General features: G+C 36.8%; 13 protein-coding genes and 1 tRNA gene. 6 read left to right on the forward strand and 8 right to left on the reverse strand.

What is annotated here, in order from left to right; all coding sequences use genetic code 11:
• The 4 genes from ACEW8O_RS17100 to ACEW8O_RS17115 form a co-directional block, all read left to right on the forward strand.
• Nucleotides 1-250, forward strand: a 250-nt coding sequence (locus ACEW8O_RS17100) for a cation:proton antiporter (protein ID WP_373495843.1), incomplete at its 5' end; no start/stop codon positions are given.
• A complete protein-coding gene (locus tag ACEW8O_RS17105) occupies nucleotides 243-641 on the forward strand; it encodes a cation:proton antiporter (RefSeq protein WP_373495844.1) in 399 nt (132 codons plus the stop codon). The genes ACEW8O_RS17100 and ACEW8O_RS17105, both read left to right, overlap by 8 nt.
• 1 nt (nucleotide 642) lies before the next feature.
• On the forward strand, nucleotides 643-1,785 hold the full coding sequence (locus ACEW8O_RS17110) for a lactonase family protein (protein WP_373495845.1): 1,143 nt from the start codon (nucleotides 643-645) through the stop codon (nucleotides 1,783-1,785).
• A 158-nt stretch (nucleotides 1,786-1,943) separates the two neighbouring features.
• A complete protein-coding gene (locus ACEW8O_RS17115) occupies nucleotides 1,944-2,135 on the forward strand; it encodes a cold-shock protein (RefSeq protein WP_010608636.1) in 192 nt (63 codons plus the stop codon).
• A 58-nt stretch (nucleotides 2,136-2,193) separates the two neighbouring features.
• Here ACEW8O_RS17115 and ACEW8O_RS17120 read toward each other — a convergent pair whose 3' ends face one another.
• The gene (locus ACEW8O_RS17120; RefSeq protein WP_373495846.1) at nucleotides 2,194-3,291 is read right to left on the reverse strand and encodes an o-succinylbenzoate synthase; all 1,098 of its coding nucleotides are present in this window, start codon (nucleotides 3,289-3,291) and stop codon (nucleotides 2,194-2,196) included.
• A gap of 51 nt (nucleotides 3,292-3,342) precedes the next feature.
• Here ACEW8O_RS17120 and ACEW8O_RS17125 point away from each other — a divergent pair, with 51 nt between their 5' ends.
• Nucleotides 3,343-4,566, forward strand: a complete 1,224-nt coding sequence (locus tag ACEW8O_RS17125) for an S-adenosylmethionine:tRNA ribosyltransferase-isomerase (RefSeq protein WP_373495847.1) — start codon at nucleotides 3,343-3,345, stop codon at nucleotides 4,564-4,566.
• Nucleotides 4,567-4,569: 3 nt separating this feature from the next.
• On the opposite strand, the gene ACEW8O_RS17130 is transcribed toward ACEW8O_RS17125, so the two are convergent.
• The 3 genes from ACEW8O_RS17130 to ACEW8O_RS17140 all read right to left on the reverse strand — a co-directional run bounded on the left by ACEW8O_RS17130 (nucleotide 4,570) and on the right by ACEW8O_RS17140 (nucleotide 6,912).
• A complete protein-coding gene (locus ACEW8O_RS17130) occupies nucleotides 4,570-4,998 on the reverse strand; it encodes a LytR/AlgR family response regulator transcription factor (RefSeq protein ID WP_373495848.1) in 429 nt (142 codons plus the stop codon).
• Nucleotides 4,999-5,061: 63 nt separating this feature from the next.
• Nucleotides 5,062-6,381 carry a PAS domain-containing protein gene (locus tag ACEW8O_RS17135; RefSeq protein ID WP_373495849.1) on the reverse strand — a complete coding sequence of 440 codons (1,320 nt, stop codon included), beginning with the start codon at nucleotides 6,379-6,381 and terminating at the stop codon, nucleotides 5,062-5,064.
• A gap of 252 nt (nucleotides 6,382-6,633) precedes the next feature.
• Nucleotides 6,634-6,912 carry a hypothetical protein gene (locus ACEW8O_RS17140; protein WP_373495850.1) on the reverse strand — a complete coding sequence of 93 codons (279 nt, stop codon included), beginning with the start codon at nucleotides 6,910-6,912 and terminating at the stop codon, nucleotides 6,634-6,636.
• A 696-nt stretch (nucleotides 6,913-7,608) separates the two neighbouring features.
• Between ACEW8O_RS17140 and ACEW8O_RS17145 the strand changes: the two genes are divergently transcribed.
• Nucleotides 7,609-7,700, forward strand: a tRNA-Ser gene (locus ACEW8O_RS17145).
• A 307-nt stretch (nucleotides 7,701-8,007) separates the two neighbouring features.
• Here ACEW8O_RS17145 and ACEW8O_RS17150 read toward each other — a convergent pair.
• From ACEW8O_RS17150 to ACEW8O_RS17165, 4 genes are all read right to left on the reverse strand, one after another.
• Nucleotides 8,008-8,331, reverse strand: coding sequence for a type II toxin-antitoxin system HigA family antitoxin (locus tag ACEW8O_RS17150; RefSeq protein WP_373495851.1), 324 nt, complete (start codon nucleotides 8,329-8,331; stop codon nucleotides 8,008-8,010).
• A gap of 155 nt (nucleotides 8,332-8,486) precedes the next feature.
• Complete coding sequence (locus ACEW8O_RS17155) at nucleotides 8,487-10,994, reverse strand: DUF4268 domain-containing protein (RefSeq protein WP_373495852.1); 2,508 nt, start codon at nucleotides 10,992-10,994, stop codon at nucleotides 8,487-8,489.
• Nucleotides 10,995-11,155: 161 nt separating this feature from the next.
• Nucleotides 11,156-11,995, reverse strand: a complete 840-nt coding sequence (locus tag ACEW8O_RS17160; RefSeq protein WP_373495853.1) for an RES family NAD+ phosphorylase — start codon at nucleotides 11,993-11,995, stop codon at nucleotides 11,156-11,158.
• Between the two features lie 12 nt (nucleotides 11,996-12,007).
• Nucleotides 12,008-16,126 (reverse strand): Eco57I restriction-modification methylase domain-containing protein (locus ACEW8O_RS17165; protein ID WP_373495854.1); only part of this gene is annotated, 4,119 nt, incomplete at its 5' end.

Consider the following 16,126-nt stretch of genomic DNA (forward strand, 5'->3'; position numbering starts at 1 on the left):
ACTTATCCCTATATTGGGTTTATCCTTGATATTAGTGTTTATCCGATTTCTGAAGGGGCCAAGTATTGGAGACAGGGTTATTTCCCTGGATATGCTGATTTTGATTTCGATTGGAATCATTGCTGTTTACAGCATGCAAAATGACCAAAGTACCTTTTTGGATATAGCCATGCTTTTTGCTTTGATAGCATTTTTGGGTACGGTGGCTTTTGCTTATTTTATGGAACAAAGAGAGAAAAAAGATGAGTGAAATATTGATCATGATATTATCCACCATGGGAGCGTTGTTTGTACTTTCAACGGCTATTGCCATGTTAACTAAGCCTGATGTGTATCTTAGAATCAATGTCACCACTAAGGCAGCCACCTTGGGACTGGGGTTGATTTTGGCATCGGCCGCAATATATTTCGATGATATTTCTGTGACAACCCGGGTAATATCCATCATATTGTTTATTTTTCTGACAGCTCCCATTGGAGGTCACATGCTGATGCGGTCTGCCTATTTTACAAAAACTCCTATCTGGAGTGGAACCAAAATTGACGAATTAGCAGGGCAGTATGATCCTGAAACACACGAACTGTACAGTGAAGAACACGATACATCCATCAAACCGGAAATAACCGATAAATCCACTTGATATGAAGAAAATCAAAATATCCCTTATTCTACTGACTGCTTTCATTATGACCATTTCATGCGACGAAACCCCTCAAGAAGAAAAAGTAGAAAATAAGTATGAATTTCTTGTTGGATCCTATACGGATTCTGAGGAAGAAGGCATTTCATTATTGACTATCAATCCTGAAGAAAACTTAATAGCCACCAAAGTCATTGCAGCAGGAGTTAAAAACCCATCTTTTGTGGTCAGTAACAAAGCACAGACTTTGGTTTTTTCGGTTGAAGAAACCGGAGGAGAGAATGGCGGAAAGGTGAGTTCCTTCAAATTTGATAGGCAAAACAATACTTTGGAATTGCTTGATACAGAAGAAAGTTTTGGAAACTCCCCTTGTTACCTGGCCTTAGACCCAAAAGAAGAATTTTTGGTGGTGGGCAATTACTCAGGAGGGAATTTTTCAGCCTATAAGATTAGCAATGGAATGCTGGAGCATGTTCAGACCATCAATCATGAGGGTCAGAGCGTGGTTTCGGGCAGACAGGACGGATCCCATGTACACAGTGTTGTTTTCCATCCAAATGGCAAACAGATGCTTGTTGGTGACCTTGGGACAGATAAAATTTTCATCTATGACTTTAATCCTACCTATGCTGTTCCTTTCAATCCGGCATCTCAACCTTACGTGGAAGTGGGCCCGGGTTCTGGCCCTAGGCATTTGGTTGTCCATCCTGATGGAAAAACAGTTTATTTGATTCATGAAATGAGTGCCGAATTGGGGGTCTATTCTTATGATGCAGGCAAAATGGCAAGAAAACAGGTAGCCCAATTAACAGGAGAAGGATTCATCGGGAATGTAGGTGCTGCTGAAGTGAGAATCTCGCCAGACGCTAAATTTGTATATGCATCTAATCGTGGAGACGCCAATGATATTTCTGTTTTTGGGATAGGAAGCGATGGTCAAGTGACCTTTGTGGAAAGAGTGGCTACCGGTGGTGAAACTCCTCGAAATTTCGCAATCACCAAAGACGGTGAATATTTAATTGTCGGAAATCAAGGGTCTAACAGTATTATTGTATTTGATAGAGATCAAAAAACCGGGAAGCTTGTAAAAACAGACTTGGCAGTTTCCATCAATAAGCCTGTTTACTTTTTTGGGCTGAATTGAATTTTAAAAAAGACGAAGGATAATATTAAAATAGGCCTTGATTTAAAATAATTTTCTGCCTTAAGTACAAAATACTTTGAAATTATTTTAGTTCTATAGTTTTATATATTAAAAGTATCCTTACCTTTGGGCATTATTAATTCAATTACAAATTTATCATGAACACAGGAAAAGTTAAGTTTTTTAATGAGTCCAAAGGATTCGGTTTTATTATTGACAATGAATCTTCAAAAGAGTATTTCGTTCACATCACAGGTTTGATCGACGAAATCAGAGAAGATGACGAAGTTACTTTCGACCTCAAAGAAGGAAGAAAAGGCCTGAATGCTGTGAATGTAAAAGTAGTCTAATCTATAGCATTGACATCAAAATTGAGAAACCCCGAATTAATTCGGGGTTTTTTTATGTCTAAAATCCGACCTTCCAAGTTGATTTTTCAACATTATACTCCAAGTATCCATTTGTTATAGTCAATGGCGAATCAAAATTATTACTGTACAATTGACCGGTCCCCAAGCCTTGGGGCATGGTGATTTGATAAGTTGAGGTAAATTGTGCAATGGCATTCAAACCAATGTTGCTTTCCAATGCTGAGGTCACCCACCATCCAATACCCATATTCTCTGCCAATGCAATCCATTCGTGACTGGCTGCAATACCGCCCAATAGCGTAGGTTTGATAATGATGTATTGTGGTTTGATTTTTTCCAATAGATCTCTTTTAGCCGAATAGTTATTCATTCCGATCAACTCCTCATCAAGTGCAATAGGCAGTGGTGTCTGCCCGCACAATTCAGCCATCAACTCCATCTGTCCCTGTTTAATCGGCTGTTCAATGCTGTGAAGATCGAAAGAAGCCAATTTATCCAATTTCAGCATTGCATCATCAGGAGTAAATGCACCATTGGCATCAACCCTTAAAGTAATTTGGGATGCATCAAATTGTTGGCGTATATATCCCAACAAATCACATTCCCGGTCAAAATCAATGGCACCGATCTTCATTTTGATACAGGTAAATCCCTCATTCAGTTTTTTATCGATTTGCTCCAACATAAAATCCTTTGTTCCCATCCAAATCAGGCCATTGATGGGGATACTTTTATGCTGATTAAAAAAAGAAGTATCAAAGATCAATTTATTTCCATTGTGCCATAAATCCAAAAGAGCAGTTTCAAAGGCAAACCTGATACTTGGAAGAAAAGAGGGTATATGATTATTAACCCAATCCAATATGGAAGCTTCATCCTTTGAAATGGACAGGCCTGTTAAACTCTTGCATAAATTTTCCAAATGAGTTTCAAAATCCGGTATATCATCAATACTAAGTCTGACAAGAGGTGCAGCTTCCCCCCACCCTATTGTTTGTGGGTTTTCTCTTTGATATGCTTTAAGTAAAAAAATCTTTTTATCCGTTAGTACTCCCCTCGATGTCCCTGCTTCAAATTTGAATTGGAGCAAATGCGGCACATAAGTAAACTGTATATCTTTTAAAACTTCTGTCATTCGGATTATATTTGCGACCTAAATTACATTTCCTTTATATTAACTTCCTTTATGGAATCTTTGAAAACCATCCAAGAAATCAAATTATCGGATTACGAATATACTTTACCTGACGACAGAATCGCAAAGTTCCCCCTGGAAAAAAGGGATGATTCAAAGCTAATTCAATATAAAGACGGCAAAATTTCACACCATCGTTTTAATGAACTTCCAGGACTTGTTCCTTCGGGCAGTATGCTGGTTTTCAACAATACCAAAGTAATTCCTGCAAGGCTGATATTTCAAAGGGATACAGGTGCCAAAATTGAGGTTTTTCTTCTTAAACCTGTTTCACCAAGTGCTGTCATCAATGAAATAATGGTGCAAGCCGGACCGGTAGTTTGGGAATCCATGATCGGAAACCTAAAGAAATGGAAGGATAATGAAATACTTCAAGGTCAGGTTAGGATCAACGGACAGTATTGCATCATCAGTGCACAGTTGATCGATAGAGAAAATAAGTTGGTGGAAATGTCCTGGACCGGTCAGGATATACCATTCGTTTCAATAGTAGAGGCCACCGGAGAAGTACCTCTCCCTCCTTATTTGGGACGAAAAGCCACGCCGGAGGACAAACCACGGTATCAAACTGTCTATTCCAAAATGGAAGGGGCCGTTGCTGCACCTACTGCAGGTTTGCATTTTACGGAAGAGGTATTGGGGAAATTAAAATCAAACAATGTAAAGGAGGAGTTTCTGACCCTTCATGTTGGTGCAGGAACTTTCCAGCCTATCAAGGATGAAACTGTCACAGACCATCCCATGCACAGTGAACAAATGGTAATTGATATTGATACCGTCAGAAACCTGACACTTCATCAGGATAAAATCATTGCTGTCGGGACTACATCGATGAGGACCTTGGAAAGCCTTTATTGGTTTGGTGTTAAAATATTAAATTCCAATGAAACTGTTTTTTCTATAGAAAAACTATTCCCCTATTTAGAATTTGATGAATTACCGCAACGAAGAGAAAGTTTCGAAGCGGTTTTAGGTTATATGGTTGAAAAAGGAATAAATGAAATAACCGGAACTACTGAGATTTTTATCATGCCCGGATACGATTTCCATGTCTGTGATGGACTGATCACCAATTTTCATCAACCATCCTCAACTTTGATTTTATTGGTGGCTGCATTTACAAAAGGTAAATGGCGGAATATTTATTCGGAAGCCTTGAAAAAGGATTATAGATTTCTGAGTTATGGTGATTCCAGCATACTTTGGAAAAATTAATTTTTAATCAGAACTTCCTGACCCTAGTTTCTTAATCCCATTGATCAAATCCTGAAAGTAAGTCCTTCCCACAGGAACTGAATCTTTTCCGATTGTTACCTCTCTTGGATTGATACTGTTGATTTCATCCAACCTGACAATATAGCTTTTGTGAATCCTGAAAAAATCTGATACCGGCAACACTCCTTCAAATTCCTTTAGTATATTTCGAAGTGAAAAAACCTGTGTCCGGGTTACCAATGTGGTATAGTTTCCATCACCTTTCAGCCACATGATGTCGGTCCATTTTACCTTGATCAAATTCCCCTTGTTTCTGATAAAAAGGCCGTCCTTGATTAAAAAATTCCCAGAATCTCCACTGTCTCCATTTAATTGTCTTCCATTCTGTTGCCAATCATTTTTGGATTTCATTTCTCTAATTACTTCTTTCATTTCTTTGAATATTTTGCCTGTTGACAAAATAACTTCTTGAGATGATTATTGTTTAAAAGATGTTCAATCCCCAAAAGTATCCGATTGGTTCATTTTTTTAGTATTGTTTCGGATTATCTGATCAAGTTCCTCAGCGAGCGGCTTGAGGTATGAAAAATATTGTTGGTTTTCCTTATTCAGTTGTTTTTTATCAATCAAATCAAGCAATCCCAAAATAGAGGAAAGTGGAGACCGTAGCACATTGCTTTGGGTATGAATTATTTCTCTGAGCAATTCATTATTTTTCAAAACTTTCCCCACATGATTCAATTCATGCTGAAGATCCTTTGCCCTGTACACCATGCAGACCACCTTGTGGTTGGCATCACAGATTGGTATAAATTGATGATGATACAATCTATTTTCGGAAGGATCGGGAAATTGGACAATCTGATCAAATTCTACAGTTTTACCTCCGAAAATATTGTCTATGTTTTTCAGAAAAATCTCTTCAATACCCGGAAGTAAGTAATGGACAAATCTCTCATTTTCTTGAAGGACTTTATTGAAGACCTCATGCACTAAATCCTTTGCAAGGGCATTGAACTTAATGATTCTCATTTCATTGGTCATCAGGAAAAAAATCTCTGATGCATTTTCCATAACAGCCTCTAAAGTCAATTGCATCAGATTATTTTGCCGTGCAAGACTCTTTACTTCCGAAATATCCTTGAAGTAAACATCAAGCATGTCATCTTGTGGATTGATGATGACCTGATACCACTTACCCAACTCAGTAATGTAATCTTCAAAAGTCCTTGCTGAACCCGATTCTTTGGCTTTCTTGAATTCCAGGGCATATTCATAAATCTTAGGGTGTTTGAAAACATGCCAAACCTTTTGTTTGATCAGTTCAGTTAATTCAGTCCCAAAAAGTGACGCAGCCATTGGGTTGGCATATTGTATTTCCCAATTGGCATTAAGCTGAAAACAAACATCTGTCTGTAGATTTATTTTTTTATTCTCCGGCCCAACCATCACCTCAATTTCTTCCTGTTGGGTTCCAATCCCTAAAATTCCAAAAATGTCACCGTCATTATTATTGAATACAGAAAATTCCCAACAGACCAATTGCATTAAATGCTTGTGGTGGAATTTAAAAACCTGATTTGGAGATTGAATAGATTTATCTATAATTATCTCAAATTCAGTACTTTCAATATCATTTATTAAATCATGAAATGAGATGACTTCATCTTCTAAATTGGTAAATTCAAAAAACTCCCGCAAATAAGGATTGGTATATAAACCGTTACCCTCCAAATCCAGGACCATAACCATGAGGTTGGAAGACTCCTTTAAAAATACAGGAAGCTGTTCTTCTATTACTTTGGTTTGGATCATTGGAAAATGAATTACTAAGGGGTGAATTATAAGCAAATCCAAATTTATTTATCCATAAAAATCAAAACGGTATGCAATATAATCATTAAAACAAAGATTCCTGTAGGCGACCTAAAAAATTGAACTCCAACTATTTAGCCTATAATATGACGTAAGATTAAAAAGATCATTCAAATACATTTTCGAAAGTTTGAGAAACAAAAAAAGATATTAAAACAACCTTTTCGATAATAAGCTTATTTAAAAATATTTTTAAGCCATTACCTGATTTCCTGCAGTTTCAAGTTCAGACATCTCCTGAACAAAATCCGGGTAATTCACTTCTTTGATCAATATGATCATTGTGTGTGCAAATTCCTGCTTACAAATTTCTATTGAATAATTATAATCAGCTGATTCATAATTATTTATCCTTTTTTCATCGAACATACGCATCAATACTTCTTTGCGGTTGGATTTGATGCAAAGCTTGTCATGGTTTTTAAGACTTGAGACAACAGTGAAGTTTCCTAAGAGAGAATTAATTATCATAATTGTAGCGTTTTTATCATTCTATATTTGTTTTAGTTCCAATTTTAATGCCAAAGTGCCACTAGGAGAAAGCCAGTTGATTTATGTGAGTAATCCGAACCATAAATTACTCAGGTGATAAAGGTAGCTATTAATAAAATTCAAGAAAATACCGTAAACAGGGTATTTTTACCAAAATAAAATCCTTATCCATCTTTATTTAATTCAAAAGGACACGAATATAAGACTTCTCCATTTAATTCAAATTATCTGGATATTAAATTTTTAAAAAACCAAAAATCATCACGGAAATTGAGGCTATGCTGATACAATATGGTTACAGGGATCCACAATTCCAATTTGATTAATGTTTCCAAAATTATCCGAGATCAAAAAGGAAAGGGAGGAATTTCGTTTATGGAAAACTGCATATAGTTAGATGTTTCCAAAAGAAGAAAAGAGGAGCTTTTTCATTTTTTGAAAAAAACTGAGGAAAATTTTGTTGTTGAATCACAGCGCCTTAAAATTTATATCCTGATAGCTGATCGTTATATTGGGTAACCAATTTTGTTTATCTGACGAATTATCATTTATATTTGCATCACTTTGGGAAACAGGGAATGTTTCTTGAATAATTAGAGAGTTGGGTGAGTGGCTTAAACCACCCCGAACGATCGGGATAAACTGTCGTACGAGTAGATAATTATAAATAAATATAGAGAGTTGGGTGAGTGGCTTAAACCAGCAGTTTGCTAAACTGTCGTACGTGTCAAAGCGTACCGGGGGTTCGAATCCCCCACTCTCTGCCATTGGGATAACTGTCGTACGTGTCAAAGCATTTCGCCGCGGCGAATCGAATCCCCCACTCTCTGCATCAAGTCCAAATCGCAAAGTTTGGACTTTTTTTGTTTCTATTTTTTCCAGTCAATTTTTCGAACTAAAATCATTGATTAAACCAACCTGTTTAAAGTGGCAAACTGTAGTACGTGTCAAAGCATTTTGCCGCGGCGAATCGAATCCCCCACTCTGCTTCAGGTCAGACCAAAGCTAACTTAGAATCAATTTACCATCTCTTGCTTACCATTGAGTTCATTATTAACACTTCTACGGGGAGTCCTAGAAGCTTTCTGAGGTTTCTGATTTATCTATTGTAAGAGCTCGCTTGCGGTTGAGAACAAGGCTTACAGTTGTCTTACTTCCAATAGCCTGAATAAGGTCTTTGTCCTTTAATCCTTTCATTTCCATTGCTTCTTTGACAGCTGTGATCGGTTCGGGCAAAGCGATAGGGTAATGCTCCTTTTCATACTTTTCTACAAGTGTGACCAAGAGTTCTGCTTCCATCCCTTCAGGACTATCTGGATTCGCATCAAATATTGTGGAAAGCCTCTTTAAAGCTTTTTCATATTCTTGCTTTGTGGTGATGGGTTTGTTCCATTTCATGGATTGAAGTTAATGATAACTGAACTTATACTACTTTTACATATGGGGAAACGATAAGTGCAAATTCATCACTTTCTTCAAGTAAGGTCATGATCTTACCTGAAATCTCACTGGGTTTAATAAATTTCATGCTTCAATTTTGGGGTTTGGGTGATTTATTTTAATCTTAATATTTGTTCTTTGAACGCCCTCTCAAACCTAGGCAAATTCTCAATAAAGAATTGGTTCATTTGATCCCAGTCACCTTCATTGAAAAGGTTTATACCTGTCATCTCGGTTTTGATTCTGGACATTTTATTGTCGGGTAATTCTTGCCATTCTAAAGGTCTTCCAAAAGCTGTTTCAATATCAGATTTTTGCTGGTAAAGTCTTTTAAAATCCCGCTTATTGGTTTCTTTTGAAGATGACAATATACCTAATTCTACTCGCACACATGACTTGGTTATGATCATGGTGAAATTTATACCTGATTTTCCTGCGCCTGTACTAAGCCAATGATCTTTTGTAGGTTTGATTTTGGTAAATAAGCCCGTGCCTTCTAATAATGGAATAAGCTGTTGCCAATATTTCCTTCTGATGGAAAACTTTCCGGGTTCTCCGCTATTAACAGGTCCACTTTGGTATTTGATGAAAAGTTCTTCTTCCATTTCATAGATAGTCAAAAGCTTTTTTAACGCGCTGAATTTGGTATTGCTATCGATATTTGCTTCAACAAACCATCCATTGGCTATTTCTCTTCCATCTCTGAAATCTTTAATATTTCTAGTGATTTTAATAATTTCTTGACCTTCTAAAAGCAACTCTGAATTCTTTTGATATAGTTGTTTTAATACATAAAAGTACATTTGGGCCACGGCCTCCTCATCTATTTTTGTATCTTCAAAGATGAAATACTCTAACTTTTTGTAAGTAGGGGTATCGGCATCAAAAATATTCTGTTCTTCCGCATCTCTGGAATCAAAAACCACTACATCTGGATACTCCCAAATTTTCAAAAACCTTTCATAAATAATTTTTAATCGTTCTTCAAAGGCAGAGATATCCCATTTATCAATTTTTTGAAGGTAAGTATTGAGCCACAGTCTACTGAATATATATCCTTGTTCTTTCCCTGCTTCATTCATTTCCTTTTTCTCTTTGAAGGTGCGGTTACTCAATGCACCATTATTGCCCGAAAGGGTCAGGTTACCAATGGTATTGAGATACTTTTCCTTGAAGTCAAAATAACTCTCAGGTCTAAGTTCATCTTCCCATTCTGGACATGGTGTTCTTGGGAAAATATGTTCGACCGTTATCTGCTCGTTAGAAGTATCTACATGTTCTTTATTCTTGAAATTTTCCAATAACTCGAAAAGATAGTTCCTGTTCTTTGCTTGGGTATTGTACAGGTCTTTGTCTCTGAGTGCAACCTTGATTTCTTCATTGGTCGGAAATTTCAAAGACCCTCCTTTTTTGAGTAAAGCCACCGCAAGAGATTCATAATACTCTTCGGAATCAATCTCCGAGTAAAGAGTCATGAATATTTTGTTGAGCGCACTGGTCGGTAAACCTATGATGAACCTTCTCCAAACAAAACTCTGTACCAATTTGAGAACTTTAATCAGCTCATCTTTATTGATGATACCATTTTCTTCATCTTCAAAAACCTGCAAAAGGAAAGGGTAAGCAACATTAATCTCCAACCTATGGATATACTCAAGCTCTCTTCTAATTAGTTTATCAGGAACAGTTGAAGGATTTACAAACTTCTTGTAGTGGTATGATAAGGACTTGATATTTTCTAATTCTTGATGATAGGTTTCATCCTTCTTATTTTGGTAAAGCCCTTTAAACTCAGCATAGACCTTGTTCTTATTAGGGATCTTTTTGTTTTTAAGGGTTAGATAATCCCGGATATAGTCTGACACCAAAGAAGTTCGTTTTGTAATGTCTCTGGCGTTTTGCTCGATAGGACTCCAAACGGCTTCATAGACTTTTGTCTGCCCCAAGTGAGGTAAGTCCATCAAGATAAAGTTCCTGATCAAATCAGACTGAGAAAGGTCAAGACCAGTAGAGTTTAGACTTTCAAAAATCCGCTGAGGATCATCCTTTCCTCTCTCCAGGGATATCTCCACAAAAATCAGCCTATGCAATCCTTCCAGAATAGTTTGAAAATTTTCCTCAGTAATGATGCCTCTGAAATAATTGTAATTCTCAATGACATTGGAATAATCATCTATGCCTTTTTCTGTTCCGACAAGTATAGCTTTGAATGCCACCGAATTTGCATCTGTTTGCTTTAGTTTTAGCTTGCTGATTTCATACTGAACATATTGATTGATCAAAAAGGTGTTGTAAAGCATATCAGCATCCTGTTTTTTGCCATTTTCCAAGGAAAAGCTATAAAGAGCAACAAATAGAATATTGATAGTGGTAAGGCGCTGCTGACCATCAATGATAATTAACTCCCTGACTTCGCTAGTACTGTAAATCCCTTCATGGATAAAAACGATGCTTCCGATAAAGTGGGAACTTCTGTTTTCCTCCCGGACTGAAATTATATCTTTCAAAAGCTCCTCACACTCTGTCGTGGTCCAGTCATAGTTCCGCTGATAAACAGGTATAACAAACTGTACTTTTGGTGTTTGTAAAAAATTGATTATTTGTAATTCGTTGGCTTTCATTTTTTTTTAAGAAGATTATCCTGTAATTCTTAACTACTTAGATTATTTCAGTTTGATTCTAGATTAAATACTTTTATCAATTCTTTATAATCAACCTCTTCAATGTCTTTCCAATAAATCATTGAATCAGTGTTTATACCGATTTTATCAAATTGGTATTTTTAAGGATGTTCGAAGTCAATAAAATTTAAAATGTTGAACTTAATCACTCGATTTAATCTCATTTTTTCAATAACTACATTAGGGTGAATGGCAAAGTTTATCGAATATTGATCTGTCTGAATACTAGGATAAACAAATAAATCTGTTCTCAAAGAAAAATCGGCATATAAATGCTGATGCGCAATAAAGCTCGAAGCGGTATAGGTATTTTCGTAAACAAATAAGTTTGACAAATATTCTAATACCTTTTTAAATCCATTTATTTGATCGGAGTTAAAATCCTTCTTTAGAAGTTGTTCTATTTGACGGTAGCTCGAGTCAGTCCATAATTTATAAGGGCTATTTTGAGCAAGGTTTCCAAATAAATAAGGTGTTATTCTTACTTTAATATTTTCTATAAATTTCCATTCCGATAAGAAAAAAGTATTCTCAGGATTTATAGGGCAGGAATTTTTTAATACTTCAAAAATGGTAGTTGATGCATCATTCGAACAATATAATACGGGATTTCCTGGAATATTGGCTCTTTGATAAGAATTGATTAAATGGTTTGGTGGATAGGAATATTCAGAAATTAAAGCAGGATTCATCGAATCATCGAATCTTCTCAGCCTATAAAAGGTAAATGGAAAGGTTGTTGTATCTACACTTGTTGATGTTATTGGGAATATCCCAACTTTTTTTACGAATAGTTCATGAAGTCTCTTATTAAATTCTTTTGGATTTTTAGAAATTTGATAGTTATCCCATTTTTCAATAAGAACAAGTTCCTCAATACCTCTTTTCACCTCGTCTAATGAAGGAAGATTTTTAAGTAATTTTAATTTTTCACCTTTCATTTTGATTTGGTATTAATTTCTTACTATTATTTCAATCTCCTCCTCAGTCAACCCATAAAGTTCATAAACCAATTGATCGATTTGGTTTTTAAGGTCCTCATCCAAAGGGTAAGTTTCAATTGCTTTTAAAACCAATTCATCTAATTCCTTTGATTCCAATTTTACAGGCATTGGTATATTTTTGATATACCTTGATTCAAAACTCAGCCATCCGCCACGCATTTGGGTAGAAGTTAATTTTATAAACCATTCGGTCACTTTTGAATTTAAGATGGCAAGCAAAAAATAGTTGGATATTCCTTCTTTTGGAACTATTCCATATCCACCGGCAGCACCACCGGTAAACATAAACTCACCTTTTTGGTCATAACTAAACCGGGGGCTTGGAGCAATATCAGGTGTGAATATTTTGGGATTATTAATCAGGTTAAGAGCCTTTGGATAAACATAACCATACCATTTTTCTCCTATCATTTTACCTGACTCCCTGTTTTCTAAATAATCCTTATTCAACATTAAATATTCATAAGTCTTTGGAAATTCTATCTTTATTTGAGCTAATTCAACTAATTTCCCATCTTGGTATGGAAAAAGGATAAGCAATTCTGTTTCAATAATTTTAAATGGTCTACTGTTTCCACCTTTTATCAAAGGGAAAAGGTAAGTTTTCTCCAATTCAAATTCTTGCTCCCTAGCCTCGGAATATACTTTGTACGTTCTTTCTGTTTCTCCTAGTTTTTTTACTATATAGATTTTATCCGCACTTGTTTTCAGACCCTGAAAAATCCTATCTGTCACTGATTCCAATGTTAATCCAGAACTTTTAAGGGAATTCATCAATAGTAATTCTTGACTTCTTAAAAATTCCCAAGCCTCATTTGCCAGTGAATCATAAAGGGTTTTGCTAAATAATGAATCTTCTACAGATAGGATTTCAGATGGGTCAGACCAATTCAAAAAATCAATCCCGTCATTCGTCCCTTTGTTCATAAAAAATATCCCTGTATATGTAGTTGCATCTTCAAAAACTTGAGCAGATCCAAAATGGACAATTTTGGTCGGGAATGTATTTTTAGTTAAAAAGTCTCTTATTGCAACACCATAGTTAGCATTCAAGAATTTGTGCGGCATTATATAAGAAAGTTGTCCCTTAGTTTTAAGCAGTTTATAACCCAATTCAATGAAAGGAATATAAATATCATAATTTCCTTTGCCAGTAGATTCATAGGATTTATTAAGGTAATCTACAAAATCTTGTTCCGAATTCGTCAAATCCTGGATTCTTATGTAAGGAGGATTTCCTATAATCAAATCAAACCCTTCAAAGCCTCCATCATCATTCAAAACTTCAGGGAATTCAAATCTCCATTCAAAGGATCCGTTATAAATCTTACGCTCTTTTATCTCATCAATCTTTTTGGACAGCTTTTCAATTTCATTCTCCAAATTCTCCTGTTCCAATTTGCGCTTTAATTCTATTTTATTATTTCCATAATCACTTTCTGGCTCAAATAAGAAAGTACCTGTGAAACGGTGATAAAGTTCACTTGCTAGCTTATCTAACCTTTTTTTCAAAGGGTTATTCATAGTGATAGTTGAAGAAAATCCTCGCTTAATCTCCAATATCAACCGCTCCATTTCTCGCTTTTCTTCCTTATTTTGGGCATTTCGATAAGTAGCTACCGCCATTCTATAGCTATCTATGGAAAACTTACTTTTCTTAAGCGCCTCACTCAGATCCGCATCAATAGCAAATCGACTGACAAGCGAGTTGCCACATTTGATATTGATGTCAATGTTGGGGAGGGTTTCCAATACCCGCTGAACTTTGAGGTCTTTATTCTCTGCCCTTACCTCCTCACTGCCCTCTAAGCATACAGGTGAACTGTTTTTACCACCGGCTGGAAGCTCTTTGTAGTAAGCGCTCTTCAGCAGTTCTATCCATAGCCTGAGCCTACAGATTTTGACGGAGTTGGGATTGATATCCACCCCGAAAAGGCAGTTTTCTATAAGGGTCTGTTTTTCATGAAATAGTGTCTCTTGAATGCGCTGACTCTCCATGTTGTTGGGATTGTATTCGAAGAGTTTCCCTTCTTCATCGGTTACGACCAACTCGTCATTGACAACCTCTAACTGATATTCCTTTAGCCGACGTCCATTTCTGTCCTGCAGGACTTTAAGGTCGTTTTTGATGGCGATAATTTCATTCAGTGCAGATACCAAAAAATGTCCCGAACCTACCGCAGGATCACAGATTTTTATGCTGTTGATGATATGATTTGCTTCTTTCCGGTCTTCAATCTGATCATAGATTTGGTCAAGACTTTCCGAAAGTTCCGAACTTTCCGATACCTTGAAACCTGACTCTGTGAACTTCTGCACCACTGCCCTTCTGATCGTCTCCCGGCACATATACATGGTGATAAAGCCCGGTGTGAAAAAAGAGCCATCTTTGTAGCCATTGATTTTCTCGAAGATAAGACCCAGCACCGAGGCATTGATCAGCGTTTTGTTTTCCTCTTGAATATCTTCCGAACCTTCTGAGCTGAAATCATATGCATTTAGGAATTCAAACAAGTATTCCAATGTGGTCAGATTTCCTGTTCGCTTTTTGCCCTGCTCGTTTTTCAGCACAGTGGAACTGATAATAGGAACAGTTTTTTCATCCCTAAGATTGCTGATAAAAAGGGTGGTGTGTTCTATTTCTGTTGGTTCAAAAAGAGAGCTGTTGAGATAAGGAACCTTACCAAAAGCACTGATTACTTCCTCACTTCTGTCAGAATAATCTCTTGCCAGTACCTTAAAGAACAGGCTGTTTAGGTCATCGTAATTCCTGATCTTATCCAAATTGAGAAAAGAGTAAGACTTGTCCCCTTTATAGTAAGTGATCAGCTGTGCTTCAAGCAATTTGAGAAATAGGATTCTATTGATCCACGTAATACTCAGCTCAAGTGCCACATTGAAAAGCCTTTCTTCATTGGTATTGCCAAACTGTCCCGGTTTTTCCAACCGACTGATTTTGTCCAGGCTGTCCAGTTCCATAATGGCACTTTCCAAGATGGTGCCTGCATTTCTTTCCCCAGGCTTATTCCTGCCGATCAGCTTCTTGCCTCCTTCCTTGGATTCGGTAAGTCCTATAATATGTAGCAATTCACTGTAGAAACGCTTGTCCAAGCTATTACTGTCATTGGAAAAAGGCAGCTTCAGCATATGTTCCGGTGAGAGCAATTTGAAAAGTGCAATCAGCTTCACATCATCCTTCTTATCGGCATTCCTCAGCGGTTTGTCATAATTCCTCAGGTCAAAATACGTGAAAGGCAATTCACCTTCCAGTTTGTCGATCTCACGGGAAGCAATTTCCTTGTAGAAAAAATCGGTAGTATTTCCCGATAACCTTCCTTCCTCAAAAGCTTTGAAATCCTTTACCAAAGCCTTGTTCTGTGCAAAAACTTTCTCAAACACCGATGCATCAAACACAAACCATTCATAAATATTCGTCACTACAAGGTGTTTGACTTCAAGGTTGTTTTGAGTGATTCTTTCTCTTAGGAAATAAAGAATAAGTTCCTGAAAGGATTTGACATTGAGATTGACCTTAGGGTTCACCCTCACCCCTAGCCCCTCTCCCTGAGAGAGAGGGGGACTTTCAGAGCTCAACCTTGAATTTTGAAATTCCTCCCCCTCGCCCCTTGGGAGAGGGAGTTGGGGGGTGAGGGTGTTTTGTCCTTGAAGAGGAAGTCGGGAAGTGAGGGTATTATCCAAAATTCCCTGCAATACCTTCTCTGTTTCAAAAAGCACCTCTTGATTAGTGAACCGAAGAACAGTTAAACCCAATTCGGCTAATTCATATGTTCTCCCTTCATCATATTCTATCTGATCCTGACCTAAATGATAGCCGCCATCAATTTCAAGAGCCAATCGGTGTTCTGCACAATAAAAATCAAGTACAAACTTATCCTCAATTGGATGCTGTCTTCTGAATTTTAAACCATTGAGTTTCCTATTTCGCAATATCTCCCAAAGAAAACTCTCAGCATGAGTTGCATCCTTCCTGTTATTTCTGGCAAATGCAAGTATCATTGGATCCACCATCTTCCCCTGCAGCTCAATTTTCGGAGTTACCTCCCCCTC

Source organism: Aquiflexum sp., assembly GCF_041749095.1.
Classification (GTDB): domain Bacteria; phylum Bacteroidota; class Bacteroidia; order Cytophagales; family Cyclobacteriaceae; genus Aquiflexum.

Bases quoted from the DNA above. Each gene is read 5' to 3' on its own strand.
- ACEW8O_RS17105 (WP_373495844.1), top strand. From the start codon at position 243: ATGAGTGAAATATTGATCATGATATTATCCACCATGGGAGCGTTGTTT.
- ACEW8O_RS17110 (WP_373495845.1), top strand. From the start codon at position 643: ATGAAGAAAATCAAAATATCCCTTATTCTACTGACTGCTTTCATTATG.
- ACEW8O_RS17115 (WP_010608636.1), top strand. From the start codon at position 1,944: ATGAACACAGGAAAAGTTAAGTTTTTTAATGAGTCCAAAGGATTCGGT.
- ACEW8O_RS17120 (WP_373495846.1), bottom strand. From the start codon at position 3,291: ATGACAGAAGTTTTAAAAGATATACAGTTTACTTATGTGCCGCATTTG.
- ACEW8O_RS17125 (WP_373495847.1), top strand. From the start codon at position 3,343: ATGGAATCTTTGAAAACCATCCAAGAAATCAAATTATCGGATTACGAA.
- ACEW8O_RS17130 (WP_373495848.1), bottom strand. From the start codon at position 4,998: ATGAAAGAAGTAATTAGAGAAATGAAATCCAAAAATGATTGGCAACAG.
- ACEW8O_RS17135 (WP_373495849.1), bottom strand. From the start codon at position 6,381: ATGATCCAAACCAAAGTAATAGAAGAACAGCTTCCTGTATTTTTAAAG.
- ACEW8O_RS17140 (WP_373495850.1), bottom strand. From the start codon at position 6,912: ATGATAATTAATTCTCTCTTAGGAAACTTCACTGTTGTCTCAAGTCTT.
- ACEW8O_RS17150 (WP_373495851.1), bottom strand. From the start codon at position 8,331: ATGAAATGGAACAAACCCATCACCACAAAGCAAGAATATGAAAAAGCT.
- ACEW8O_RS17155 (WP_373495852.1), bottom strand. From the start codon at position 10,994: ATGAAAGCCAACGAATTACAAATAATCAATTTTTTACAAACACCAAAA.
- ACEW8O_RS17160 (WP_373495853.1), bottom strand. From the start codon at position 11,995: ATGAAAGGTGAAAAATTAAAATTACTTAAAAATCTTCCTTCATTAGAC.